Below are 25,493 nucleotides of genomic sequence, written 5' to 3' on the forward strand. Positions count from 1 at the left end.
GAGGACCGCCGCCGTCCGAAGCTTATCTAAACCGGAGGAAAAATAATGAAGAGACTTTTCGTTGCCATGCTAACCGCGGGCGCTCTCGCGCTCTCCGCGAGCCCCGTTTTTGCCCAGCTCGAACGGTTGGAAATTATCGCCCCGGCCGGCGCTGGCGGCGGTTACGACCAGAACGCCCGCATCACCCAGTCTATTTTCCAGCAATACGAGCTTGCCACCCGTATTCAGGTCGAAAACCAGCCCGGCGCGGGCGGCACAATTGGTCTGGCCAACTACGTCAACGGCAACAAGCGCAATCCAAGCATTCTGATGATCGGCCTCTCGCTTGTCGGTGCCGTACTGACCAACAAGTCTCAGGTCACCCTGGACGACACCTATCCGCTAGCAATGCTGAGCGGCGAATATCAGCCTATCGTGGTCAAGGCGGACTCCCCCTTCAAGACGCTGGATGACCTGATTGCCCAGTTCAAGGCCGATCCGGGTTCGATCTCCTGGGGTGGCTCGGGCCCCGGAGGCTCGGACCACTTGATGTATGGCCTGCTGGCCAAGGCGGCCGGCATGGATCCCAAGCAGATCAACTATATCGTGCTAACCTCAGGCGGCGAAATGCTCTCAGGAGTGATGGGCGGCCACGTGACAGTCGGCACCGGCGGCTACAGCGAACTGGCATCCCAAATCGAGAGCGGCGAGTTGCGTGCGCTTGCCATCGGTGCACCCGAGCCGATCGAAGGCATCGATATCCCGACTTTTGTTGAGCAGGGATATGACGTGCAGTTGGTCAACTGGCGCGCGGTCGTTTCCAACAAGGATCCCAGGGGCGAAGAACGCGCTGCCCTTGAGGCTGCAGTCGCCAAGATGGTGACAACTCCTGAATGGCAAGCGGCCCTCGATCAGCGTGGCTGGCAGGATATCTACATGCCGCCCGAAGAGTTCGCAGAATTCCTCAAGACCGAAGAGGCCCGTGTGGAACTGCTGTTCAAGGAACTCGGTCTGCTCTGACCCAACGGACCGCAGGCGCAAGTGCTGCGGTCCATTCTCCCGCACCATCGGCCGGATGACTGCCGTGCCCCCGTATACGGGGCCCGCTAACGGCACCTGAATGATACCAATGGGGATTTCACGCGATGCAAGCTATCAGCAAGCTGCGCATGGGTCACGCGTTGTTGGGGGCGTTCCTGATGCTGCTGGCTCTGGCCATTTGCATCGAGACGCTGCAGCACGAGCCGATCCAGCAGCAAGCCGTTCTGGGGCCGACTTTCTTTCCCCTCCTGATCTCCGCTGCCTTGGCGCTCAATGGCATTGCCCTTGTCTTCAAGGCATTTCGCCGCGCGATCGATGAGAGTGGATGGCTCGAGCTGCAATTCTTGCCGGTATTGATCGTTCTTGGTGGCCTCATGGTCAGTTTCTTCCTGCTCGAAACGGCGGGCTGGGTCATCTGCAGCGCCATCACCTTCACGGCGGCCGCCTCGGCCTTTGGCGAGCGGCGTCAGTGGATCAACGTTCCCGTAGGGCTGATCATCGGCGTGCTCTCGTTTTTCATCTTCAACAACCTGCTCGGTCTCTCGCTTCCAGGAGGGTGGATCATTGACAACTATTTCAGCTACTGAGTTCGCCGCCATCGCCAGCCAGCACAATCAAGAAGCTTGACCGATGGATACCCTTCAATTCCTGCTGGATGGCTTTCTGGTCGCTCTGGCTCCCGGCAACCTGATCTGGGCCGCCATCGGCGTGCTCGTCGGCACCGCTATTGGGGTGCTGCCCGGTATTGGCCCGGCCTTGACGGTTGCTCTGCTCCTGCCGGTTACGGCCGGCCTCGAGCCGACCGCGGCATTCATCATGTTCGGGGGCATTTACTACGGCGCCATGTATGGCGGCTCCACCACTTCAATCCTGCTCAACACTCCCGGCGAGTCGGGCTCCATCGTCACCGCAATCGACGGCCATGCCATGGCTCGCCAGGGCCGTGGCGCACAGGCTCTCGCCACTGCGGCGATTGGCTCGTTTATCGCTGGCACCATCGCGACCCTGCTGCTCACGTTTGTGGCGCCACTCATGGTTCGTTTCTCGCTGATGTTCGGACCTGCCGAGTATTTTGCATTGATGGTCGTAGCCTTCATCACGGTGACGGCCGTGCTGGGCCAGTCAGCCGTGCTGGGCTTTGCCAGCCTTCTGGCTGGGTTGGCGCTCGGCCTGATTGGAACCGACCGCCAGACCGGTGTCGCCCGGCTGACGATGAATTTCCCCGAACTGCTCGATGGTGTGGGGGTGGTAATAGTCGCGGTGGGCCTTTTTGCCGTCGGCGAAACCCTGTTCCAGGCGTCGCGTCACCGCTTCCAGAAGGAAGAGATCTACAAGATTCACGGATCGGTCTGGATGTCGCGGGAAGATTGGAAGCGCTCCTGGCGGCCCTGGCTGCGTGGAACTTTCATCGGCTTCCCGATCGGCGCACTGCCCGCCGGTGGCAGCGAAATCCCAACCTTCCTGTCCTATGCCGTTGAAAAGCGGCTGTCCAAAAATCCAGAGCAGTTTGGCCACGGAGCTATTGAAGCCGTTGCCGGTCCGGAAGCTGCCAACAATGCCTCTGCAGCGGGCGTATTGGCACCATTGCTGGCATTGGGGCTACCCACCTCGGCCACTGCCGCCATCATGCTGGCCGCGTTCCAGCAATACGGCCTCCAGCCAGGACCACTCCTGTTCGCGTCCAATCCCCAATTGGTGTGGGGACTGATCGCCAGCCTCTATATCGGCAATTTGTTTTTGCTGCTGATCAACCTGCCGCTTGCCGGCCTCTGGGTGAAACTGCTGCTAATTCCACGGCCCTGGCTTTATGCCGGCATCCTGATCTTCGCGACGCTGGGCGTTTATAGCGTCAACAACAGCGTGTTCGACCTGGCCCTGCTCTGGCTCATCGGCCTCGCAGGCTTTGGCATGCGGGTTCTGAATATACCGGTCGCCCCCTGCATTGTCGGGCTTATCCTCGGACCCATGGCCGAGCAGCACCTGCGCCGGGCCTTGGCGATCAGCCAGGGTGATCTGTCCGTCTTCTACAACCCCACGACCCATCCCATTGCCGTCACGCTCATGATCATCGCTCTAAGCGCCCTGATAGTGCCGATGGCCCTGCGCTTCCGCAGCGCCCGACAAGCCTAGCCTGCACAGGCGGCCATTGCCCCCAATCCTTTACGACAGAGGTCTTCCATGACGTCCAAACTCACCATTGCGGTGCTCCCTGGCGACCATATCGGTCCCGAAATCAGCCAGGCGGCCGTGCGGGCTTTGACAGCCGCCAGCGATGTCTTTCAGCTTGGGCTTGACTTCAAAACCTATGAGGTTGGCCACGAGAGCCTGCGTCTGCACGGCACCACGCTGCGCGACGAGGTTTATCAGGCGGCCATTGCTGCCGATGGCATTCTGCTAGGGCCGTGCGACAATGGCGGCTATCCTCCGCTGGCTGAAGGCGGCATCAATGTGCCGGGCAAGTTCCGCCACGAGCTCGACCTCTACGCCAATCTGCGCCCCTCCAAATCCCACGACAGCGTGCCCAATTCGCGCGCCGGTCTGGATGTCCTTGTGGTTCGGGAAAACTCGGAAGGCTTCTATCCGGATCGCAACATGTTCCAGGGCTATGGCGAGATGATGCCCGTCGAAGGCGTGGCCCTTTCGGTGCGGAAAATCACCGCGCATGCCTCAAACCGCATCGCCCATTCAGCGTTCCAGTGGGCCCGCCGCCGCCGTAACCTCGTTACCATCGTTAGCAAGAAGCACATCTTCAAGATGACCGACGGGCTGTTCTACGACGAGTGTATGAAGGTAGCCGCCGAGTATCCCGACGTGACCTGCAACTCGATGATTGTGGACGCCCTCAATGCTGACGTCTACCAGCGCCCCGAGCGCTACGACGTTCTGGTGATGACCAACCTGTTTGGCGACGTCATCTCCAACCTCTGCTCCGCTTTGGCCGGTGGTTTAGGTCTGGGCGGTGGTGTTAATGCCGGCGAGAACCACGCCATGGCCAATGCCTCGCATGGCTCGGCGCCTGACATTGTGGGGCAGGACAAGGCCAATCCCATTTCCATGGTCCGCTCCGGCGCGATGCTGCTCGGCTGGCTTGGCGCCAAACACGGCCGTTCCGATCTCCTGCAGGCGGAAGCTGCCATGGAAGCCGCGGTCAACGAAGTGCTCTCCAGCGCCGACACCCGAACCAGCGACGTTGGCGGTACGGCTTCCGGGAGCCGAGCCTCGCAAGCCATTGTTGACGCCATTCTGCGCAACGGCCGCGCCGCCTAGCAGGCGCAGGTGTTGCCCGCGGGAGCCTGTGTGGCCCACAGGCCTCGATAACTTCGCAGGAGCATGAACTGGTACGGTTTCCCAGCCTGGTGATACTGCTGACCGCCGCATGTTGCGGATTGCTCCTGCAATATCTCGAAGTTCCGCTCGGTGCCCTTATTGGGGCCATTTTCGGCGCGGCTATCGCCACGCTGATCCAGGGCGGCGGCGGCCTTCATCTCGCACTCAGATGCACTGGCCAGGTCATTGCCGGCATTGCCATCGGCCTCAATTTTGTTCCGGCGGCAGTCGACCAGATGGTGGCCTACTCCGCCCTGATCCTGGCCGCGGCGGTGATGTCGGTGGCCAGTGGCTTGGCCATGATGGCCTTGGTTACCCGGCTTGGCAAAGTGGACCGAACCACGGCGTTCTTTTCCACCACGCCCGGAGGCGTCGCCGAAATGTCGGTGCTCGCTGAACGGTATGGAGGGGACAGTGCCCTGGTCGGTCTCGCCCAAACCTTGCGGGTTCTGCTGGTTGTTTTCCTGGTCCCCGCAGGGCTTGGCCTGATGGGCTGGCATGGCACCGTGCCGGTGGCCGCAGCACCTGTTCCCTTCGCACCTCATGCCTTAGCGGCGGTGACGGTCGCGGCCATGCTGGCATCGCTGCTCTTGGGGCGGCTCCATATCCCCAATGCCTGGCTGCTGGGTGGCTTGGTTGCCGGCATCTTCGTGGCTTATTCGGGCATTGCCGAAGTTGCGGTTCCCGGTTGGGCATTCACCCTCAGCCAGCTTCTTATCGGGGGCAGCCTCGGGGCTCGGTTCCAACGTGACAAATTGCTGGCGGCCCGTCGGTTCTTGCCGGCAACGATCGCCGGCACACTGGCCGTTATTGTCGTCATGAGCCTGTTCGCCGCACTGCTCAGCAGTTGGACCTGGACGGATCTTCCCACGCTCGTCCTGTCACTGGCGCCCGGTGGCATTGCCGAAATGAGCATCACGGCCAAGTCGCTGGGGCTGGGCGTCGTTACGGTGACGTGCTTCCACTTGGTCCGCATAGTGTTCATCTTGTTGGTAACGGTGCCGCTCTATCGCCTGTTGACCAGAATCAGCCGACACGGCCAGCCACTAGTTTAGCGGAGCGCCTAAAGGCAGGATCGCTGCGTCCGGGGTGAAACTGGGTTCAGGGATTGTGGCGACGCCGCTCCGCAGGCCGCCGGCAAGACATAGCTGCAGTTGCCATTGGGCTTCAGAGGTGCGTACTCCTGTTAGTGTGACCAGTTAGTGACCGGCTGCAAACCAAGATGCATTTGTTGGCTCGCCTCGCTCTGAGGCGTTGAAATGCCAAAGGAACTGTTGGCGCACCCGACACGATTCGAACGTGTGGCCTCTGCCTTCGGAGGGCAGCGCTCTATCCAGCTGAGCTACGGGTGCATCCGTGGGGCGGGACTCAGGAGCCCCGGCTGAACAGGGCGCAACCTAGCCAATGCCGGCAGGCGGCGCAACGGGGTGTCGCAACAATTCTGCCGGGCCGGAACCCCGCCCCCATCCCAGTCGCCCATCTCCTTGATCCCCTTTGCCTGCATAGGCCGAGCGAAACTGCTAGCGTGAATCCCCTTTGCCTGCCTGGGCTGAGCCAAGCTGCTTGCTGGTTTCCAAATCTAGGTGCAGATGGCGTTCGCGATCAGCCCGCTCCACCTGCCTCTGCCGCCGCGCCGCATAACGGCTGCTGCTCGCCTTTGGACCAACCACGCCGGGGTTACACGCCTCGGCAACGCTGCCGCTTGGGCGTAGCATGCCGCATCAGCACTAACTCCCACCCTCTCCGCCCAAAAACGGCCATGAAGCTGCCCTTTTCGGGCCCTATGGCCAATTTGAGCAAAAACAGTAAGATGGCGCCATGATCGACCTTTCCGCTCCCCGACAGGCCAGTTCGCGCGCCCGCGCCGCTTCAGCCGGCGCTGCCCTCATGCTGGCGCTGCTGCTGGCGGGCTGTTCCATGGGCTCCATCAAACCGGCCCCCGCCACCGCGGCCATTGCGGCGCTCGCGCCGACCAAGGCCGGCCATGTGCCCCGGGCCGATGCCATTCCCCCCGCCCCCGCCGCCTTGGCTTATGCCGGCAGTGGCAGCGGGCTCAATGGCATGATCGGCTATTATGCCAAGGCCTATGATGTGCCCGAACGCCTCGTGCACCGGGTGATCGTGCGCGAAAGCAAATATAACCCGGCCGCCCGCAACGGGCCCTATATGGGCCTGATGCAGATCAGCCACGCCACGGCGCGCGGCATGGGTTATCGGGGCTCGGCCGCGGGTCTGCTCGATGCCGAAACCAATCTGCGCTATGCAGTGAAATATCTGGCCGGCGCCTATATCACCGCCGGGCGCAGCGAAGACCGCGCCATGCGCTTTTATGCCAGCGGCTATTATTACGACGCCAAGCGGCAGGGCCTGCTCGAAGAAGCGGGCTTGCGCTAACGCCCAACGCCGCGCCGGCGCGGCGTTACTTCCCCACCTTTAGCCCACCGCCACCCGTGCGACGGCGATCCGCGCTCGGCACACAACGCCCGTGGGTGCATAGATCAATTCCGCCCGGCCCAGATTGCTGGCCAAGCCCCGCTCGATCAGGCGCGAGCCAAAGCCCTTTTGCGTGGGTTCCTGCACCGGCGGGCCACCCCATTCACGCCATTCCCAATCAACAAACGCAGCCCCGGTTTCCGCGTCCTCGCGCCGCTCGCTCCAGGTGATCTCCACCCCGCCGCCCGGCAGGCTCAATGCGCCATATTTGAGCGCATTGGTGGCAAGTTCATGCAGCATCAGCCCAAGCGCCAGGACGGCCTTGGGCGAAAGCTCGAGATTGGGCCCTTGCGCGCGGAACCGGCCAAAGGTTTCGCTGTGCAATTGGGTAGAGGCCGCCACCACATCGGCGATGCCGGCGGCGACGCTGCCATGGGTCAAAAGGTCCTGCGCCTGTCCCAGCGCTACCAGCCGCGCGCCAATGGCGTCGCGCGCTTCGGGAAGGGATGGCGATGTCCGCAGCGTTTGGGTTGTGATGGCATGCACCATAGCGAGCATGTTCTTGATCCGATGCGCCGATTCCTGGGCGATCAGCGACAGCTGCAGTTCGGCATCCTTGCGCTCGGTCAGGTCGAAGGCTGCACCCAGCACACGCTCGGGCTCGCCCTCCTTGTTGCGGACCACCACAGCCTGGCGGGCGATCCAGCGGATCCCTGAAGGGGTGATCACCCGGTACTCGGTGCGCCGGAAGCCTTCGTCCATGCTCGGCGATGGGGCAATCACCAACAGGCCGCGATCCTCGGGATGCACCATCTCGGCGAACTCGGTGATGGGTAGGTCGCCCCGCTCCGGATCAATGCCGTACAGGCGCAAAAAGGCCGGTGAGCCGCTGACGAGATTGGTCGCGAGATCCCATTCAAAAGTGCCGACGCCGCCTGCTTCCTGGGCCAGGCTCAAAAACTGGGTTTGGCGCTCCAACGCCTTTTCCACCCGCTTTTGCTCGGTGATGTCGTGCCCCTGGGCGAAAATGCCCACAACCTCCCCATCAGCGCCGCGAATGGGCTGGTAGACGAAATCGAGAAAGGCTTCGGTGAGCGGTGCGCCCGGGGTTTTTTGCAGCCAAATCGGCACGCCCCGGCCCACAAAGGGCTCGCCGGTGCGGCGCACGGTGTCGAGCAGGTCCAGAAAGCCCTGGCCCACCACTTCAGGCAGCGCATCGGCAACGCGCAGACCAACAAGTTGCCGGTGGCCCACCACTTGCTGGTAAGCGGCATTGGCCAGCTCGAACACATGCTCGGGCCCGCCGACCACCGCCATGAAGCTGGGGGCCTGTTCAAACAGGCGCCGGACATGGCTGGCCTGGGCCGCCAATTCGTCGTTCTGCGCCTGCACCGCGGCGGCTCGGTCCAACAGGCCCGCCTGCCACTGATTGCCCGCGCTGTCCCCCTGGCGCAGCCGCTCCAGTTCGGTCACATCGGTGGTGTGCTGCAGGATAAAGGCCATGCGCCCGTCTTCACCCATGATGGGTGTATGGGTGGCGCTCCAATAGCGGACCTGCGCAGGCTCGCCGGGGCGGCTGGTATCATAGGGCACCAGCGCCATGTGATCGGGCTGCCCGTCAGCGAGAACCTTGTTGAGCGAAGCGCGCAGCAGGCGCCCGCCTGGGGAAGCGGGATCGGAGGGGAAAGCGTCAAACAGCTGCTTGCCGGTGATTTCCTCGCGGGTGCGGCCGGTGACGCGCAGATAGGCCTCATTGGCCCCGACAATGGTCAGGTCAAGGTCGAGAACAACATAGGGGTTGGGGGCGGCATTGAACAATGCCGCCAGGTCGATCCCAGCAAAACTTGATGCGCGAAACACACGGCCTCCGGCCAATTCGTGCTGTCGCCGAGCCCCGCGACATCAACAACAGCATCTTGGCGCGGCTATAATGATCAGCCCAGCCGATTTGGCAAGCTCTGCCCGCTAGGCGAGCAGGCGCGCCAGGTGTGAAGCGAGGTCCGACTGCTGATAGGGCTTGGCGAGGCGCGGCAGGTCCACCGGGGTGCCATTGGGGAGGTCCGCATAGCCAGTGGCCAACAGGATGGGCAGGTCCGGGCGCAGTTCGCGCGCTTTGGTGGCCAGCTCAACCCCGGTCATGCCGGGCATGGCAAAGTCGGTGATGAGGGCGTCGATCTGGCGGCCGCTGGCGATGATCTCCAGCGCCTGCTTGCCCGAATAAGCCTCGAGCGCGGTATGGCCGAGATCCTCGATCATATCGACAGTGTTCATGTTGATGAGCGCGTCGTCATCAACCACGAGAATGGTGGATGCGGGGGTTTCGAAGCTAGCAGGCTCCAAGGGGAGAACCTCCGTGACGGGTGCAGAAGAAACAGGCAGCCACAGCGCGGCCGTGGTGCCTTGATTGGGCTGGCTGGCAAGGTGCAGGGCGCCGCCGAGCTGAACGGCCAAACCGTGCACCATCGACAAGCCCAGTCCAGTACCTTTGCCGAGTTGTTTAGTCGAGAAAAATGGCTCAATTGCGCTCTTAAGCGTCTGCGCGTCCATTCCGGTGCCGGTATCGTGCACGCAAAGGCGCAAAAAAGAGCCACGCAGCCCCATTGTGCCCGAAGCGCCATCGCGTTCGGTCAGGGTAATGGTAAGGGTGCCCCCCTCCGGCATGGCATCGCGCGCATTGACGGTCAGGTTCAAAATCGCCAATTCGAGCTGGTTGGCGTCCACTTTTGCCGGCGGCAGATTGGGCGTGATGTCCATGTCGAGCGTGATCAGCGGTCCAACCGAGCGCTCGATCAGCCCGCGCATATTCTCGAGCAGCGCTGAAAGATCGGTGGGTTCGGGCCGCAGGTCTTGCCGGCGGGCAAAGGCCAGGAGGCGCGAGGTCAGCGAAGCGCCGCGCTGGGCGCCCTGCATGGCGCCATCAACGAAGCGCTGCAACTGCGGGTCGGGCGGCAGGCGCTTGCGCAGGAGTTCGAGATTGCCCTGCACGGCCGCAAGCAGATTGTTGAAGTCGTGGGCGACGCCGCCGGTGAGCTGTCCGATGGTTTCCATTTTCTGGGCCTGGCGCAATTGCTCCTCGGCCCGGCGGCGGTCGGTGATGTCGCGGAAAAACGCCGCCCCGCCCACCACGCTGCCATCGCCCCCACGCAGCGGCGCGTGCTGGCTTTCCAGCACCACCGTGCCGGCCTGGGCGGTGGCGAGTTCCACTTCTTCCACCGGGCCGGCAATTCCGGCCAGGGCCTCGCGCAGCCGGGCTTCGATGCTGTCATCATCGGCCCCGCCAATGGCGTCCACCAGTGGCCGGCCCAGCACAGCAGCCGCTTCGCGGCCAAACAAGCGCTCCATCACCGGGTTCCAGATGGTCACCTGCAGCGCCGTGTCATAAGCGACGATGCCCGCCGGCACCCCGGTCATCAGCAATTCGGACAGCGCCCGTTCGCCGCGCAGGGCCTCCTGGGTGCGCTCGCGTTCCGAGGCCAGGGCAAAGAGCAGCTTTTCGCGCTCGGTTTCGGCCGACTTGCGCTCGGTGATTTCGGTGGACACCCCGACCACGGTTTGCGGCTTGCCCCAGCGATCATTGAGCACCCGGGCCTGGGCTTCCACCCAATGCTCGGAGCCATCCGGCCAGGTCACGCGATATTCGATCACGAGATCGGCGCCGGTGCGGATCGTGTCCTCGAGCGCGCGCTGCACCCGGCGCTGGTCGGGCAGCGACACCGCTTTCACCAGATCGGCGAAAAGAAAGGTCTGCTCGGGCCGCCGGCCGTAATTGGCCTTGAACTGATCCGAGCCCGTCAGCACCAGGTCCTCGATATCGAGCTCCCAGGAGCCCATGCGACCCGCCAGCAGCGCGGTTTGCAGCCGCTGCTCGCTTTGCCGGACATCGTCGAGATAGCGTCTTGCCAGATATTGGCGGCGCCGGCCGCGCAGCGCATTGCTGACCACATTGACCAGCGCGCGGGGATGAAACGGGCGATCCAGGAAAATGACGTTGGCGAGCGAAGCCTGAAGGCTATTGTGAAACGGGCTGTCGGCCGGAAGGGCAGTCAGTTGGGTCAGCACCACAAAGGGGAAATCGGACCAGGAGGGTTGGTTGGCGACCCAGACCAGCAGGGGGTCCAGATTCTCGTCGCGCAGCATTTCATCGGCGACAAGGGCGACGCCCGCGCCTTCATGCAAGCCGGCAACGAGTTGGTCGAGCGTGTCGACCGGCGTTGCCGCCCAGCCGGCCTCATCGAGCAGGTCGACCGCCAGCAGGCGGTCAGGACCGCGCGGCACCAACACCAGGGCGCGTTCGGAGTTGATCACGCCGACCTGCCTTGCGCAGCCGCGCCAGTGACAAATTTCTGCACCCAAACCTGGGTGCGCCGACAGCTTGACGTCGCCAGCACTAGTTCTGCGGAACGCACGAGGTTACCGAATGCATACTTCCCCCTGATTGACCTCGAACGCACTGCGCCCCATTTGGTTGCAACATTGTGCGGCAACTTGGAGCGCTTGGTCCCCTGCCCTATCTGCTTTAAGGTTGAGGCTCACTTCGTTCGGAATCGCTTTTCATGCATCTGCTGCTCGTCGACGGCTCGGCCTATATTTTTCGCGCCTTCCACGCCCTGCCCCAGCTCAACCGCAAATCCGATGGCCTGCCCGTCGGCTGCGTGCAGGGGTTCTGCAACATGCTGTTCAAGCTCACCGAGGATCTCAAGGGCGAGGACGAGCCGACCCATATGGCAGTGATCTTTGATCATTCCGCCAAGACCTTCCGCGACGATCTCTATAGCGAATACAAGGCGCATCGACCCTCTGCGCCCGAAGAGCTGGTGCCCCAGTTCCCCCTCACCCGCGCCGCCACCCGCGCCTTTGGCATTGCCTGCATCGAGCAGGAAGGCTGGGAAGCCGATGACATCATCGCCACCTATGCCTGCAAGATGCGCGCGGCCGGCGGCAAGGTCACCATCGTGTCCTCCGACAAGGATCTGATGCAGCTGGTCGAGCCCGATGGCTCCATCCGCATGCTCGACACCATCCCCCGCCCCGGCCAGCCGCCGCTGCGCTGGATCGGCGCCGAGGAAGTGTTTGCCAAATTCGGCGTTGGCCCCGACAAGGTGATCGAGGTGCAGGCCCTGTGCGGTGACAGCGTCGACAATGTCCCCGGCGTGCCCGGCATTGGCGTCAAGACCGCGGCCGAGCTCATCAATACCTTTGGCGATGTGGAAACGCTGCTGTCGCGCCTCGACGAGATCAAGCAGCCCGCCCGCCGGCAAAAGCTCGCCGACAATGCCGAGCTCGCGCGCATTTCGCGCCAGCTCGTAACCCTCTCCCAGGACGTGCCCGTCGAGCTGCCCATCGAGGCGCTTGAACGCACCCCCATCGATCCGGCGACCCTTTTCCCCTTCCTCAAGGCGATGGAATTTTACACCATCACCAAGCGCCTTGGCGGCCTCCTCGATGCCGACCCCGATGCCTATGAGCCCGATCCGGAGCTGCGCGCCGGCGGCCCGCAGGGCGTCAAGTCGACCGACCTCAGCGTCGCCCGCGCCAAGCTCAAGGCCCCGCAGGTCCCTGGCACCGGCCCGGCCCTGCATGCCCGCGCTGTCCACGACGCCATCAAGGCGATCCCGGTCGATTACGACGCCTATGAGATCGTCTCCACCCATGAGCAGCTGGCGGAGTGGATCAACCGCATCGCCCAGACCGGTTATGTCTCGATCGACACCGAAACCACCGGGCTTGATCCGCAAGCCGCCGATCTTGTGGGCATTTGCCTGTCCACTGCGCCGGGCAATGGCTGCTACATCCCCTTTGGCCACCGCAAGGCCGGCGACCTCCTCGACCAGGGGGGCCTCCTCGAAGGCCAGCTCCCGGCCCGCGAAGTGCTGGAAGCACTAAAACCCATGCTCGAGCACCCTTCCGTGCTCAAGATCGGCCAGAACATCAAATACGAGATCACGATGTTCGCCCGCCACGGCATCACGCTTGGGCCGGTCGACGACACCATGCTCATCTCCTATGCCCTCGATGGCGCGCGCTACAATGGCATGGATGTGCTGGCCGATGCGTGGCTCGGGCACAAATGCATTTCCTTTGGCGAGCTGGCCGGCACTGGTCGCAACCAGAAAACCTTCGACCAGCTCGAGATCGCCCCCGCCGCGCGCTATGCCGGCGAGGATGCCGACGTCACCCTGCGCCTCTGGCATATCCTGAAACCCCGCCTTGTCGCGGAAAACGCCACCACGCTCTACGAAACCCTCGAGCGCCCGCTCGCCCCGGTGCTGTCGCGCATGGAATCGCGCGGCATTGCCGTTGATCGAGGCATGCTGTCGCGACTTTCCGGCGAGTTCGCCCAGCGCGCCGCCGCCTTTGAGGCCGAAGCCCATGAACTGGCCGGCGAAAGCTTCAATCTCGGCTCGCCCAAGCAGCTTGGCGATATTCTGTTTGGCAAGATGAACCTGCCCGGGGGCTCCAAGACCAAGACCGGCGCCTGGTCCACCGGCGCCGATGTGCTCGAAGATCTCGCGCTAAAGGGCGTGCCGCTGGCGCGCACCATCGTCGAATGGCGCCAACTGACCAAGCTGCGTGGCACCTATACCGACGCGCTCCAGACCTACATCAACCCGCGCACGGGGCGCCTTCACACCTCCTACAACCAGGCATCCGTCCTCACCGGGCGCCTCTCGTCCAACGATCCGAACCTGCAAAACATTCCGGTGCGCACCGAGGATGGCCGCAAGATCCGCTCGGCTTTCGTCGCCGCGCCCGGCAAGAAACTGATTTCCGCCGACTACAGCCAGATCGAGTTGCGCGTCCTCGCCCATATCGCCGATATCCAGGCGCTCAAGGATGCGTTCGAAGAAGGGCTCGACATTCACGCCATGACCGCCTCGGAAATGTTCGGCGTGCCGGTGGAAGGCATGCCCGCCGATGTCCGGCGCCGCGCCAAGGCGATTAATTTCGGCATCATCTATGGCATTTCGGCCTTTGGCCTGGCCAACCAGCTCGGCATCGGCCGCGGCGAAGCCGGCGACTACATCAAGACCTATTTCGAGCGCTTCCCCGGCATCAAGGACTATATGGACGAGCAGCGCCGCCGCGTGAAAGTGGATGGCTTTGTCACCACGCTCTTTGGCCGGAAAATCCAGTTCCCTAACGCCAATTCCCACAATCCGAGCGAACGCGCCTTTGTGGAACGCGCCTCCATCAACGCCCCCATCCAGGGTTCCGCCGCCGACATCATCCGCCGTGCCATGATCCGCATGGAACCGGCCCTGGCGGAAGCCGGCATCGAAGCCGACATGCTGCTCCAGGTGCATGACGAACTGATCTTCGAAGTGCCCGAAGGCACGGAAAACGCCGCCATGCCCGCCATCAAGGCCGTCATGGAAGGCGCCGCCGAACCCGCAGTGCGCTTGTCAGTGCCGATCCAGGTCGACGCGCATGCGGCAGACAATTGGGACGAGGCGCATTAACGTACCTATTCAGATGGATCTGTAATCGCGGCTAACCGGTAAACGGCCAGTGCGGCACCTAAAAGCAAGGTGACCGCATACACCAGCAAGATCATTCCAACGAGAGATACTGCAAAGCCTACTGTAAGCGCCAGATGCGTATATATAGGAGCTATCTTGCTAACGGATAGAACTAAACTTGCGACTCCGAGCCCTTCGTACAATAAAGCGTACAATAAGCAAAGAATTTGTACAAATATGAAGTGAAAGAATGTGGCGTTTATCTCGAAGAGATAGGGGACGCCACTTGCATTTCGGACTAAACGAAGAACTCTCTTCATCCGGTTTGTAACAAGACTAAAGAGTATAGCATACGTCCCTAGGCTAAATCCTAGTAGGTTCGGAATAAGCGTATATACAAGATCAACCCACTTAGGCTCGACCCAATATCGGAACGAAACTACAGAGACAGCCACTGCAACGTGGAACAGCGGGGACCTTAGTATGGCCCCCTTGCCTCCATAATTAGAGAAGTACTGGATAAGTCGCTTCCAAAGCGCGGCGTACTGCTCCAATCTCGGTCACCATCTTCCGCTACCAAGCTGTTGAATGCTTGTTGCTCGCTGGTGTTATCCGGGTCGTACTTCGACCTTAGCGTTTTGGGGTAATCAATGGTGGAAGCTTCGAAAGCAACACCGTCGTTGCGGCCCGTGACTCTCACACTGCCATTTTCCAAGGCGACCTCACTCACCCGACGAATGTCATCAGTCGGAACGATTGATTGGCCTGCTACCGCTTCATAGGAAATTGTGAGTTTTTGAGTGTGAGTGGCAAGTAGATGCCCTTCAACTTCTTCTTCGAAGTCGTCTGCGAAAATGTCCGCATTCGGCTTCTCTAGGCTTATCTCGACCTTCCTGATCCTTTCGATGGAGAACAACCTCTCCAGCGCTCCTCTTTCTTGGACCAAAGAAATCGAGGGATATCCGAATTCTGCCGCCACAGTTTCGTTGCCAAAGAGACCAGAGATAAGGCGGAGCACCGACCGAGGAGTAATGGCTTTCCCTCTAGAGTAAGTCTCCACGTACAATCGGTGGTTTGCTGCCGTGAACTTGAAGAAGTAAGTGGCTGAATTTGGAAAAAGCCCTGTAGGGATACTTAGCTCAGCCAACTTGTCCTCACTGGCGTCATCTAAGCTCTCGATATCGAACCACTCACCATCATCCGGCAGATTAGTGAATGTGGTAAGCACCCCATGAACGATGCCTTCGTCTGCTTGGCGAAAGTTTGCAGTTGATATCAACCCAAACCTGTCACCGTAGACTTGGGCTGGGGAGCGCATCCGGTACACGTAGCGAAACAGCTCAACGTATCTGCCTGGTGAATGGGGGTGTATTCTAAGATTTAGAACCGCTGCTGATACTTTGATTTGCCTCGCCACTTTACCCTCTCGCCTTGACTACCAAATCCAAGCCGAAAAGGTTACTTGACACAAGAGCGGCGGAGGGAACTTTTCAATAAAGGGACTTAGAAGCGGCGCGTGAAAAGAGAGATTTGCGTCCCACAGAACAGGCGGGCCGCTAGCTCACCGCTTTAGGAGGTAGTTCATTCCCGCCGGTTTTATGCTACCCCCACGCACCTCAAGATGGATCCTGCTCTACGCAGGGATGACAGCTGGCGAGCGGCGCTTTCAAGCCCCCTCACCCGACCCTCGCGCCCATAGCCGCGCATTGGTTGCCACCAGTTGCGCCAGGTAGATCACGACAGCGCAGCCGAGCGGCGAGCCCAGTTCGGTGACGGCCATGGTGCCCAGGGCGAGCCAGTTGCGGCCGCTGCCGTCGAGGCCCTGGAGCATGAAGGTCAGGAACAGGAGCGCGCCGCCGAACAGCACCGCGACGCACCCGCCTGCCAAGGCATAAGGCCAAAGCCGCCGCTCCTGGCGCTGGGCGAGCCAGGCCAGGACCCAGGCGAGAATGCCGTATTCGAGCGCGCGCACGACGCCGATCGTGGTGAGGGAAATCAGCCCCGGCTGCTCGACCGCATCGAGCACGCTCAGCATCACCTTTTGCACCGATTTGGCCGCCGCCAGCGCGAGGGGCGCAAACACCGCTCCGATGAAGCCCGCCAGTGCCCCGCGCGCCTTGCCCAGCGCCGTGCCCAGCGCCACCCCGGTGCAGACCAGCACCGACCAGGTCACGGTTTGCGCCAGCTCGGCCAGGGTCAGCAGCCCCGGCGCCCACCAGGCGCAGGAGGATGATCAGCCCCTGCATCAGGAGCCCCAACCCGATGCCGAGCGCGGCTACAACGGCTATACGGCGCATGGCCTGCTGCGCCTCGCGGGCGCGGCGGCTGGGCTGGCGGGGAGTAGCGGCTGGAGTGGTCATGGCATCGACTCCGGACGTTGGCCGCAAGAATAATGCCGCGGGCAGCCGGTGTCGAGCAGTGCGCCGGCCACGCAGTGCCACCCTCACCGCGCGGCGAACGGCGACCCTCCCTCCCCCTTGAGGGGAGGGATCGAGGGTGGGGGTTCGGGCCTAGTCGCGCCCCAAGTTGCAATTGGGGTGCTCCGTCTCTCCGCCGGCGCGAGGTGTGTTGAAACAGGCCCTCCCCACCCTCCGGTGTCACCCCGGGCTTGACACGGGGCCATCACGAGATTTTTCCGCTGCCGCCAGCGCTTTGTGCCCGTCCCAAACACCTCAAGATGGATCCCGGCTCAAGGCCGGGATGACAATCGAGTTTGCGGCACACCTAAGGTGACAAAAAAACTAATCCCCGCCCCTAAAAACCTGCCCCATACTACACCCATTCCCACGCATGGAGCGGCGCTGCAGCGACCGGATGGCAGTGGGGACCGCCGGGACGGGGAAGGTCGTGCTCCCCGTGGGTTCGAGCGGCGTCGGACAGTTCAGCCCCTGCCGATTTGGGGGCTGCGCGACGCCAGCTGAATCGGTAAATCCCGGCTGCCCCGAGGCAATCCTTGCCTCCTTCTACCCCCCTCCAGAGGCGATGATCGCCTCGGGGCTCGCTCTACCCCCAGAACCAACCGACGGCACCGCCGGCGGCGCTTTGGCACGCGCAAAAACGCCGGGCCCTTGCAGACCCGGCGCCTGACTTCTTCAAAGACGAAAAGATTACTTGTTGGTGCGGCCGGTATGATCGGGATTGATGCTGCCATCGGGTTCGACGTCGTTCATCACATCGCCCTCAATCGTGTTGTCGCCTTCCTCGTCCTCGAACACGGTAGCGGCCTGATCAATGCCCTGCGTGGTTTGCCCGATACCGGGATTGCGCTTGAGGTCGAGATCGCTCGGGGTCTGGGTTTTGGGATGCTGGCTCATGGGACTGCTCCTTGTTGCCGTCACCAAACCAATCCCCCGGCCCCGCCACAGGTTCCCCCTTATCGGTCACGAAAGGGAAACCTCGCCGCTCCGCCTGCGTTGGATTTTTGTCAGCTCAAGCCAAGGATGCTCCCCGATGTTCACCCATTTCCTCGAGGCCCAGAACCTGGTGTATCCGCAGGTGCTGACCGAACTGCGCGCGGGGCAGAAACGCACGCATTGGATGTGGTTTATCTTCCCCCAGATCGCGGGCCTCGGACGCAGCGATATGGCGCAGCGCTTTGCCATCAAGGATCTGGAGGAAGCGCGGCTTTACCTCGCCGATCCGGTGCTGGGAACGCGTCTGCGCGAATGCACCCGCGCCGTGCTGCTGCACGCCCCCGACAGCGCCGCCCCGCGCAGCCTCGATCACATCTTTGGCTCGCCCGACAACATGAAGTTTCATTCCTCCATGACCCTTTTCGCCCGCGCCGCCCCGCAGGATCCGCTGTTTCGCGAAGCGCTCACCGCCTTTTTCGGTGGCCGGGAAGATCCGGGCACGGTGAGCCGGCTTGAGGACGCAGGCGCTAGTCATCCCCCAGCTTGACCGTGCGCCAGGTCTGGATTGTGCGCACTTCGCCGGGCCGGCGGATGCTGAGATGACCATAGTCGCCCGGCAGCGCCGAGGTCAGCCTCACCGTGACATAGTCGCTTTTGCCGCAAACCGAGCAGTTGAACGGGGGCTGCAGGGCGTCCCGGTCGGGGCCAAACAATTCCACCAGGTCAGTCGCAAGGTAGCGCACCAGCCGCCGGCACAGGCTGCAGCGACAGATGATGATCTGGTTGTTGGCCGCGGCGTGGCGCAGCTGATAGCGGGTGCCGGGATAAGGATGGGCCGGCGGATTGGTCTGGGGCATGCGACTCGGGTCTCCGCCTTCCCCTTAGCGTCAGAACAAACAAAGAACAAATAACATTCCCGCCCCGCCCAGTCGTGCTCGTCTCCCCGGGCGTGGCGATGCATCCCTTCCCGCCCCGGAGCGTTTGTCTTGCTCACCAACAGGAGAAACCACATGTCTGATCTCAGCGGCATTCGCGAGCATATGGAAGTGATTGGGGCCGATGGCGTGCATGTCGGCACCGTGGACGCGGTCGAAGACGGTCGCATCAAGCTGACCAAGGCCGATTCGGGCGAAGGCAGCCATGCCGGCCACCACCATTATGTCGAAGGCTCGCTCGTGGCTGAAATCGAGGGCGACAAGGTGCGCCTGTCGGCCAGTGCAGCCGTAGCGGTGCTTTTTGAGGAAGAAGAAGACGGCGGGCAGGCGTAAGCCGGCCGAGAGGAGCGGTTTGAGCCTGCGGCTCGCCGCTCCCGTTTTTTTAGGCGCCCGGGTCGAAGTACTGCACTTGGACCCGGCGGCCAGCGCCGCCCGGCGGGATTTGCAGCGTGATGCGCCAGTTCGCCAGCGCCAGGACATGGGGCGCCCGTTCGGCCCATTCGACCAGCACCACGCCATCGGGCGTATCGAGCAGGCCTAGCTCATCGGCTTCCGCGGCATCCCCCAGCCGATAAAGATCGGCATGCAGCACGGGGCCACTCGCGGTGTCATAGGGCTGCACCAGTGCAAAGGTGGGCGACGGCACCTCCAGTCCGGGATCGCCCGCCAGCGCCCGGATAATCGCCCGCGCCAGCGCAGTTTTCCCCGCCCCCAGTTCTCCCTCTATACTGACTATATCGCCGGGCTTGAGCCTTTGGGCCAGTTCGGCACCAAAGGCGGCGGTGGCGGCATCGTCGGGGAGGAAGCGGTCCATGTTAGCTTGCCATACCCGCCATGGCGCTGTCGCGTGGCAGGTTGACGGTGATGCGGCTGCCCCGCGGCTCGCGGCTTTCCGCCGAGATCGTGCCGCCATGCAGGTTCACGAAGGTCTTGACGATCGCGAGCCCTAGCCCCGCCCCACGTTGCCGGCCGGTGCTTTGCCCATCGATCCGCGTCAGGATTGCGGCCTTCATCTCGTCGGTCAGGCCCGGCCCCTCGTCCTCGATCACGAACAACATGCGCTCGCCTCGGCTCATCACCCGAAGCCGGATTTCCCCGCCCGGCGGCGAGAAGCGGGCCGCATTGCTCAAGAGGTTATAGATCACCTGCACGATGCGCGTGCCATCGGCCACAAAGGGCGGCAGGTCATCGGCGATATCGATTACGAGATTGATCGGCTTTTCCCCCGAAACTTCGGGGAAGGTCGCCGACAGGCCAGCCCGGGCCTTGTCCACAATGGCGGCGACATCAAGCCGCTCGGGTTTGAGTTCGGCAATGCCGGCATCCACGGACGCCAAGTCGAGAATATTGTCGATCAGCACGCCCAGGGTGACGCTCGAGGCGCGGATATAGTCGATATAAGCGCGCTGCCGCTCGTTCATGTTGCCGCCATCAGTGCCGGCCAAGAGGTCGGCAAAGCCGATGATATTGGTCAGCGGCGAGCGCAGTTCATAGGAAACATTCTCGACGAACGCATCCTTGAGCAGGTCAGCCGCCACCAGCGCATCGTTGCGTTCCTTGAGCACCTGCGAATAGCTGGCGCTTTCGGTGACATCGAGAAAGGTCATCATGGTTTGACCGTCCGACAACCGGGTAATGGCGTAGTCCAACAGCCTTCCATCCGAGCGCTTGATGCGACCGGTCTGGTCGCCGCGCGTCGGGTTGAGGTCGATAATCCCCCGCTTCAAATCCCGCCATATACTGGCGCCATCGAGGGGAATGGCCTGCCCACTGGCTTCGGCGATCTGGTCGATATGGGGGTTTTGCCCCAACTCGTTCATCGGCAGCTTCCACAGGGCCGACAGCTGGGGATTGGAAAGGGTCAGCCGCCCATTGGTGCCGAACACCGCAACGGCCTCGGAAAGCGCGTTGATGGTCTCGCGCTGCACATTGGAATAGGCCTTGTTGGAGGATTCAAGCTGGAGGCGCTCGGTCAGGTCTTCGAAGACATAGATGACACCGCCGTTGGGCCCCGCCGGCGCGGAAATAACCTTGATGCTGCGCCCATCGGGCAGGTGCCATGGTTCGTTCTCGCGCGGCACCTTGAGCTGGTAGGAAGTCAGGTGCTGGGCCCGCCAGGTCTTGTAGTCGACCTCGTTGGGCAGCATGCCTTCGGTGCGCAGCTTGTCGAGGATCGCGGGCTCGTCGATCCCCAGCACGAGGAACTTCGGATCGAGGTTCCACAGATCGGCATAAGCCTGGTTGAACTGCACGAGTTCGCGCTTGGCATTGAACACCGCGATGGGCGTCGCCAAGGCATTGATGATGCTGCCCATATAAGAGACTGCGGGCTCGGCGGGCTTGGCAGCCGTTTCGAGCGGGCGCAGATAGCCCGCATTGCCGCCGGCAATAGCAAACTCAGTCAGCTCATACTTGCCACGTGCACCCAGGTCGAGCCGCAGAACAGCGGGCTTGCCATCAGGGGTGCAGGCGTCGAGATGGCGCTGGCGCTGGGTGCCTTCGAGCAATTCAGGGGGCTCGGCATCGGCGCCGGTCTTGCCGAGGGCTCGCGCGAGTTCGAGATAGGCATTATTGGCGAACACCAGCCGCTTGTTAGCGTCGCGCAGGAAAGCCGGCTTGCTCAACAGCCCCAGAATGGCGCGGGCACTGGAAAGATCACCCTGCGCGGCTGCATCCTCGAGGCGATGCTGGGGATGGGCTTGCAGAAAGGCGGGCCGCAACCGCATCGCCGCGCCGCCGCCCAGCACCCAGCCATGCGCGCGGATCAGCCGTCCATCGAGTGCATTGACACTGGTGGTGAAGGAGTGCCCGCCAAGGCGCAACTGCTCGAGCAGTTCAGCAAGACGGTCGGCGTCGCCCGGCTGCAGCCAGCTTTGGAACTTGAGGACGCTTTCGGGCTGCCGTCCTGCTGGCAGCACCGCCGCTACCTGCCCCAGGAACTTGGCCGCCCCGCCACTATTTTGCGTCCACAGCACCGTGAGTTCGCGAGTACCCGAAAGCAGGGCCTCATATTCGTCCACCAGCGCCCGCAGGCCAGCGATTTGCCCCGCGGCCTTATGCCGTTCGACCTTGCTATCGCGCAGCATGGTTCGAACGATTGCCATGGCCGTTACGGCAAAGGCGCCAGCGCCGATAGCGATTGCCAGCGGCGCGGCGGCGGCAAGCGAACCAGCGTCCGGCGTCTGGGAAAGGGCGGGTGCGGCAGTCAGAAGGGTCATGGGGGCCGCTGTCAGCGTGACAAATCCCCAGTGCTTCCGGAATCGATCCGGCGCCATGCATAGCCCTCGTGTCTTGTTGCGTTTGGGTCGGCCCGAACGGACCGCTACGCTTGCACTCGAAAGAGGCCCGATACACACCGGATCGCTGATGATCCTGGCTGGCCCCGAGCGGCTGCCTGTCCCGGGCAGCCGATTCGCCTAACCATAGCGAGGCGCGATTCTGGCTAAAAGACTCTTAATGGTTGTGCATTCCGGGCAAAGACCGCTTTGTCCCACTTGACCATGAACGAAGCAGGAACTTACCTGCTGGCAGGAGGCAGTACTCAACGCCTCCTGCCAGCGTATTACGAACCGCGGATTACCCGCGTCCTAGTAGCGATACTCACCGGATTTGAATGGGCCAGAGGGGGAAACCCCAATGTATTCAGCCTGTGCGGGCGAGAGCCTGGTCAGCTTGGCACCCAGCTTGGCGAGGTGCAGTTCGGCAACTTTCTCGTCGAGGCGCTTGGGCAGCACATGCACCTTTTTTTCCATAGTGGTGCCATTGGTCCACAGTTCGATCTGGGCCAAGGTCTGGTTGGCAAAGGATGCGCTCATCACAAAGCTCGGGTGACCCGTCGCATTACCCAGATTGACCAGCCGACCCTCGGAAAGCAGGATCAGGCGCTTGCCGCTAGGCTGCTCGATGAGGTCAACCTGCGGCTTGACATTGGTCCACTTGAAGTTGCGCAGGCCGGCCACGTCGATCTCATTGTCGAAATGGCCGATATTGCAGACAATGGCCATATCCTTGAGCTTGCGCATGTCATCGACCATCAGCACATCGCGATTGCCCGTGGCGGTCACAACAATGTCGGCGCGCGGGGCGGCCTCCTCAAGCGTAACCACCTCAAAGCCTTCCATGGCCGCTTGCAGCGCACAGATAGGGTCGACTTCAGTCACCAGCACGCGCGCACCGGCGCCGCGCAGGGATTCAGCCGAGCCCTTGCCGACGTCGCCATAGCCGCAGACGATGGCGACCTTGCCGGCCAGCATGACGTCGGTGCCGCGCCGGATGGCGTCGACCAGCGATTCACGGGTGCCGTATTTGTTGTCGAATTTCGACTTGGTGACGGAGTCATTGACGTTGATGGCCGGGAACGGCAACTCGCCCTTGGCATGGAGCTGATACAGTCGCATCACGCCCGTCGTGGTCTCCTCCGATACGCCGCGGATATTGTCTCGGATGGTCGAGAAGAAGCCGGGGCTTTGTGCAAGCCGCCGCTTGATGGTGGCAAAGAAGATTTCCTCTTCCTCACTACCCGGCTTGTCGAGAATGGAGGCGTCCTTCTCGGCCTTGGCGCCGTTGAGGACATACATGGTAGCGTCGCCGCCATCATCGAGGATCATGTTGGGGGTGAACCCATTGCCCCAGTCCATCATGCGGTCGGTGAATGCCCAATATTCTTCCAGCGTTTCGCCCTTATGGGCAAAGACCGGGATACCGGCGGCAGCAATGGCGGCGGCGGCATGGTCCTGGGTCGAGAAGATATTGCAGCTGACCCAACGCACCTCGGCGCCGAGCGCCACCAGCGTCTCGATCAACACAGCCGTCTGGATGGTCATGTGCAGCGAGCCGGCAATGCGCGCGCCGCGCAGGGGCTGGGCCGCAGCATATTCCTCACGAATGGCCATGAGGCCCGGCATCTCGATCTCAGCGATCTGGATTTCCTTGCGACCGTAATCGGCGAGAGAAATATCTTTGACCGAGTAGTCGGTGTTCTGGGTGGGCATGGCGCGCTCCGCGTGGATGATTGCCCTCCCTATACGGCAGGCCAAAGCCGCGAGCAATCGGGGATATAAAGATCTGCTTATATCCCGCGGGCTGCGAGGCGATGGCGGTGCCAGCGCCAGGGCAGAGCCAGCAGCCGATAAACGGCCGACATTAGCGCAAAGCCCAGCAGGAACCCGGCACCAGCATAAAGCAATCCCTCGAGCGTGAGCGGCACTGCTGGCTTGTAATGCTCGATAGTCCGACGGCCGATATCGGTGTCCACATAGGCAGGCAACAGCTGCAGCCGCTCGATTGGTCCGGCACCCGCAACACGGTTCAGGGTGGCCTGCAGTTGCTCATAGCGCGTGAAAGTGGCGACCATGCTGATGCCGCGGCCGGCGAGAAACTCATCATTGGATGCCGTATAGCGGGCAATTGCCGCTTGACGGTCCAGCCCAGCGGTTGAAGCGGCGCGATCAAAATCTTCGACGATGATGCGCAACTCGTCCACGGCGCCGCCCAGCCGCTGCGTGTACTGCTGGGCATATTCAGGAAACTGACTCATAAGGGCGGCCAAAGCGAGCCCGCCCCCTCCGGCTATCAGGTGCCGCATGCCGGTTCCTCCTCAGGTTCTCCCGCCTCAGGGAGCGCCGTCACTATCCTCGTCAAAGCCGTTGTTGACCAGTTCCACAATGGCTTCCAACGCTTCGCGGGCCTGCTTGCCGCTAGCCTGAACCAGAATGGTCGAACCCGGTCCTGCGCCCAGCATCATGAGGCCCATGATCGAATTCCCTGCGACCGAGACGCCGTCCTTGACGACGCTGATGGCCGCGTCGAAACACTCCGCGGTCCGCACGAAGCGCGCCGAGGCTCGCGCATGCAGGCCCTTGCGGTTCACGATGGTGAGTTGCTGAGCTACAGCGCGCCCACCCGTTGCTGCAGAATCCATCAGGTTAGCTCGCACCCAGAATGCTGGTCGCTACATTGATATATTTACGCCCGGCTTCCTGGGCGAGATTGACGGCCTGGTTGAGTGGCATATCCGCCCGCACCCGAGCGATTTTGACCAGCATCGGCAGATTAACGCCAGCGATCACCTCCACCGGCCGCACCTGCATCACGGAAATGGCTAGGTTTGATGGCGTGCCCCCGAACATGTCGGTGAAGATGATGACGCCCGAGCCGTTATCGGCCTTGTCCACGGCGGCGAGAATATCGTTGCGCCGCGTCTCCATGTTGTCCTCAGGACCGATCGCGATCGTCTGGCAGAACTCCTGCGGCCCGACAACATGCTCCAGGGCCGACTTGAACTCATTGGCAAGCGCGCCATGCGTTACCAGAACCATACCGATCATGCAGTCATCCCCAGGCCGCCGAAATGCGCCAGCAGACGCCGGCAGCCGTTTTCGTCCTTGATGCCCCTGCCACCAGTCTACTCCGACAGAGTTGCGAAGCCGTATACCGTAGGCTGACCAAGGCAGGCCTCACCTTTGTCCCAAGGGCGACAGGATTCAAGTGGTATTTTGCCCACTAGGCTGACCGAGGGTGTTGACGGCCTCCATCACCAACAGAACCTGATGCCCCAGATCAAGCAAAGAGCCCTGCGGGACAGGCGCCCTCGCGACGGGCACTCCAAGCAGATCGGTGCAGAATGCGTCGGCCTCCGGCATCCGCACCGGATCGGGGACAAGGTCGACGATGAGGTGCAAGTCGACGGGGCTCTGATAGGCGCGGCTGACGATCCCCCGGAAGCGAAGCTCGATCAGGCCGGCGAGCAACTCTGGCGCCGCCATGCTCAAGCTTTCGCCGATCCTGCTCAGTCGAACCTGATCATCGGCAACCAGCGCGGCGCCCACGCCCAGGCTGTGGCAATAATCCAATAGAGCCAAGGCTAGCAGCGACTTGCCCGAGCCCGAGGCTCCGCGGATCAGGACACCGACCTGCCCCAGCAGCACGGCCGTGGCGTGCACATGAACCGCAGCGTCATTCATCCG

Annotated in this window: 23 protein-coding genes and 1 tRNA gene; 10 read left to right on the forward strand and 14 right to left on the reverse strand. The window is 62.3% G+C overall.

From position 1 onward, the window contains the following. Window positions 1–45 precede the first annotated feature (45 nt). The 5 genes from AC3YMN_RS05525 to AC3YMN_RS05545 all read left to right on the forward strand — a co-directional run bounded on the left by AC3YMN_RS05525 (window position 46) and on the right by AC3YMN_RS05545 (window position 5,402). A complete protein-coding gene (locus AC3YMN_RS05525; RefSeq protein ID WP_127751793.1) occupies window positions 46–999 on the forward strand; it encodes a Bug family tripartite tricarboxylate transporter substrate binding protein in 954 nt (317 codons plus the stop codon). Between the two features lie 125 nt (window positions 1,000–1,124). Next, window positions 1,125–1,607, forward strand: coding sequence for a tripartite tricarboxylate transporter TctB family protein (locus AC3YMN_RS05530; RefSeq protein WP_489889249.1), 483 nt, complete (start codon window positions 1,125–1,127; stop codon window positions 1,605–1,607). Between the two features lie 43 nt (window positions 1,608–1,650). Beyond that, window positions 1,651–3,150, forward strand: coding sequence for a tripartite tricarboxylate transporter permease (locus AC3YMN_RS05535; RefSeq protein ID WP_489889250.1), 1,500 nt, complete (start codon window positions 1,651–1,653; stop codon window positions 3,148–3,150). A 48-nt stretch (window positions 3,151–3,198) separates the two neighbouring features. Continuing rightward, entirely contained in the window at window positions 3,199–4,287 is a 1,089-nt protein-coding gene (locus AC3YMN_RS05540; protein ID WP_127751790.1) for an isocitrate/isopropylmalate dehydrogenase family protein, read from the forward strand. 89 nt (window positions 4,288–4,376) lie between these two features. Continuing rightward, the gene (locus tag AC3YMN_RS05545; RefSeq protein WP_489889251.1) at window positions 4,377–5,402 is read left to right on the forward strand and encodes an AbrB family transcriptional regulator; all 1,026 of its coding nucleotides are present in this window, start codon (window positions 4,377–4,379) and stop codon (window positions 5,400–5,402) included. Between the two features lie 220 nt (window positions 5,403–5,622). On the opposite strand, the gene AC3YMN_RS05550 is transcribed toward AC3YMN_RS05545, so the two are convergent. After that, window positions 5,623–5,699, reverse strand: a tRNA-Arg gene (locus tag AC3YMN_RS05550). A gap of 466 nt (window positions 5,700–6,165) precedes the next feature. Between AC3YMN_RS05550 and AC3YMN_RS05555 the strand changes: the two genes are divergently transcribed. After that, window positions 6,166–6,741, forward strand: coding sequence for a lytic transglycosylase domain-containing protein (locus AC3YMN_RS05555; protein ID WP_127751788.1), 576 nt, complete (start codon window positions 6,166–6,168; stop codon window positions 6,739–6,741). 39 nt (window positions 6,742–6,780) lie between these two features. Here AC3YMN_RS05555 and AC3YMN_RS05560 read toward each other — a convergent pair whose 3' ends face one another. Together AC3YMN_RS05560 and AC3YMN_RS05565 are read right to left on the reverse strand one after the other, a co-directional pair. Next, entirely contained in the window at window positions 6,781–8,640 is a 1,860-nt protein-coding gene (locus AC3YMN_RS05560; RefSeq protein WP_489889252.1) for a PAS domain-containing protein, read from the reverse strand. Between the two features lie 105 nt (window positions 8,641–8,745). Beyond that, a complete protein-coding gene (locus AC3YMN_RS05565; RefSeq protein ID WP_489889253.1) occupies window positions 8,746–11,085 on the reverse strand; it encodes a hybrid sensor histidine kinase/response regulator in 2,340 nt (779 codons plus the stop codon). 248 nt (window positions 11,086–11,333) lie between these two features. Here AC3YMN_RS05565 and polA point away from each other — a divergent pair, with 248 nt between their 5' ends. Further along, the gene (gene polA, locus AC3YMN_RS05570; protein WP_489889254.1) at window positions 11,334–14,240 is read left to right on the forward strand and encodes a DNA polymerase I; all 2,907 of its coding nucleotides are present in this window, start codon (window positions 11,334–11,336) and stop codon (window positions 14,238–14,240) included. A gap of 478 nt (window positions 14,241–14,718) precedes the next feature. Here the strand turns inward: polA and AC3YMN_RS05575 are convergent, their stop codons facing one another. Together AC3YMN_RS05575 and AC3YMN_RS05580 are read right to left on the reverse strand one after the other, a co-directional pair. Next, complete coding sequence (locus AC3YMN_RS05575; RefSeq protein ID WP_489889255.1) at window positions 14,719–15,657, reverse strand: DUF4747 family protein; 939 nt, start codon at window positions 15,655–15,657, stop codon at window positions 14,719–14,721. 249 nt (window positions 15,658–15,906) lie between these two features. Continuing rightward, window positions 15,907–16,413: a hypothetical protein gene (locus AC3YMN_RS05580; protein WP_489889256.1), complete on the reverse strand. Its 507-nt coding sequence runs from the start codon at window positions 16,411–16,413 to the stop codon at window positions 15,907–15,909. Between AC3YMN_RS05580 and AC3YMN_RS05585 the strand changes: the two genes are divergently transcribed. Continuing rightward, window positions 16,388–16,633: a hypothetical protein gene (locus AC3YMN_RS05585; protein ID WP_489889257.1), complete on the forward strand. Its 246-nt coding sequence runs from the start codon at window positions 16,388–16,390 to the stop codon at window positions 16,631–16,633. The two genes, AC3YMN_RS05580 and AC3YMN_RS05585, sit on opposite strands and share 26 nt — an antisense overlap. A gap of 714 nt (window positions 16,634–17,347) precedes the next feature. On the opposite strand, the gene AC3YMN_RS05590 is transcribed toward AC3YMN_RS05585, so the two are convergent. Further along, on the reverse strand, window positions 17,348–17,554 hold the full coding sequence (locus tag AC3YMN_RS05590) for a hypothetical protein (RefSeq protein WP_489889258.1): 207 nt from the start codon (window positions 17,552–17,554) through the stop codon (window positions 17,348–17,350). A 136-nt stretch (window positions 17,555–17,690) separates the two neighbouring features. Here AC3YMN_RS05590 and AC3YMN_RS05595 point away from each other — a divergent pair, with 136 nt between their 5' ends. Continuing rightward, a complete protein-coding gene (locus AC3YMN_RS05595; protein ID WP_489889259.1) occupies window positions 17,691–18,140 on the forward strand; it encodes a DUF1810 domain-containing protein in 450 nt (149 codons plus the stop codon). On the opposite strand, the gene AC3YMN_RS05600 is transcribed toward AC3YMN_RS05595, so the two are convergent. Continuing rightward, window positions 18,121–18,450 carry a hypothetical protein gene (locus tag AC3YMN_RS05600; RefSeq protein ID WP_127751780.1) on the reverse strand — a complete coding sequence of 110 codons (330 nt, stop codon included), beginning with the start codon at window positions 18,448–18,450 and terminating at the stop codon, window positions 18,121–18,123. The two genes, AC3YMN_RS05595 and AC3YMN_RS05600, sit on opposite strands and share 20 nt — an antisense overlap. A gap of 153 nt (window positions 18,451–18,603) precedes the next feature. On the opposite strand from AC3YMN_RS05600, the gene AC3YMN_RS05605 reads away from it, so the two are divergent. Further along, a complete protein-coding gene (locus AC3YMN_RS05605; protein ID WP_489889260.1) occupies window positions 18,604–18,861 on the forward strand; it encodes a DUF2171 domain-containing protein in 258 nt (85 codons plus the stop codon). Window positions 18,862–18,910: 49 nt separating this feature from the next. On the opposite strand, the gene tsaE is transcribed toward AC3YMN_RS05605, so the two are convergent. The 7 genes from tsaE to AC3YMN_RS05640 all read right to left on the reverse strand — a co-directional run bounded on the left by tsaE (window position 18,911) and on the right by AC3YMN_RS05640 (window position 25,490). Next, a complete protein-coding gene (gene tsaE / locus AC3YMN_RS05610; RefSeq protein WP_489889261.1) occupies window positions 18,911–19,342 on the reverse strand; it encodes a tRNA (adenosine(37)-N6)-threonylcarbamoyltransferase complex ATPase subunit type 1 TsaE in 432 nt (143 codons plus the stop codon). A 1-nt stretch (window position 19,343) separates the two neighbouring features. After that, the gene (locus AC3YMN_RS05615; RefSeq protein ID WP_489889262.1) at window positions 19,344–21,746 is read right to left on the reverse strand and encodes a sensor histidine kinase; all 2,403 of its coding nucleotides are present in this window, start codon (window positions 21,744–21,746) and stop codon (window positions 19,344–19,346) included. Between the two features lie 369 nt (window positions 21,747–22,115). Then, window positions 22,116–23,519 carry an adenosylhomocysteinase gene (ahcY, locus tag AC3YMN_RS05620; protein ID WP_489889263.1) on the reverse strand — a complete coding sequence of 468 codons (1,404 nt, stop codon included), beginning with the start codon at window positions 23,517–23,519 and terminating at the stop codon, window positions 22,116–22,118. Window positions 23,520–23,596: 77 nt separating this feature from the next. Next, window positions 23,597–24,112, reverse strand: coding sequence for a DUF2937 family protein (locus AC3YMN_RS05625; RefSeq protein WP_489889264.1), 516 nt, complete (start codon window positions 24,110–24,112; stop codon window positions 23,597–23,599). Window positions 24,113–24,139: 27 nt separating this feature from the next. Then, a complete protein-coding gene (locus AC3YMN_RS05630; protein ID WP_172121973.1) occupies window positions 24,140–24,448 on the reverse strand; it encodes an HPr family phosphocarrier protein in 309 nt (102 codons plus the stop codon). Between the two features lie 4 nt (window positions 24,449–24,452). Further along, window positions 24,453–24,854, reverse strand: coding sequence for a PTS sugar transporter subunit IIA (locus AC3YMN_RS05635; protein ID WP_127751773.1), 402 nt, complete (start codon window positions 24,852–24,854; stop codon window positions 24,453–24,455). 156 nt (window positions 24,855–25,010) lie between these two features. Further along, a complete protein-coding gene (locus AC3YMN_RS05640; RefSeq protein WP_172121972.1) occupies window positions 25,011–25,490 on the reverse strand; it encodes an HPr kinase/phosphorylase in 480 nt (159 codons plus the stop codon). Window positions 25,491–25,493: the final 3 nt, after the last annotated feature.

This window comes from Devosia sp. Z11_6, assembly GCF_058133665.1.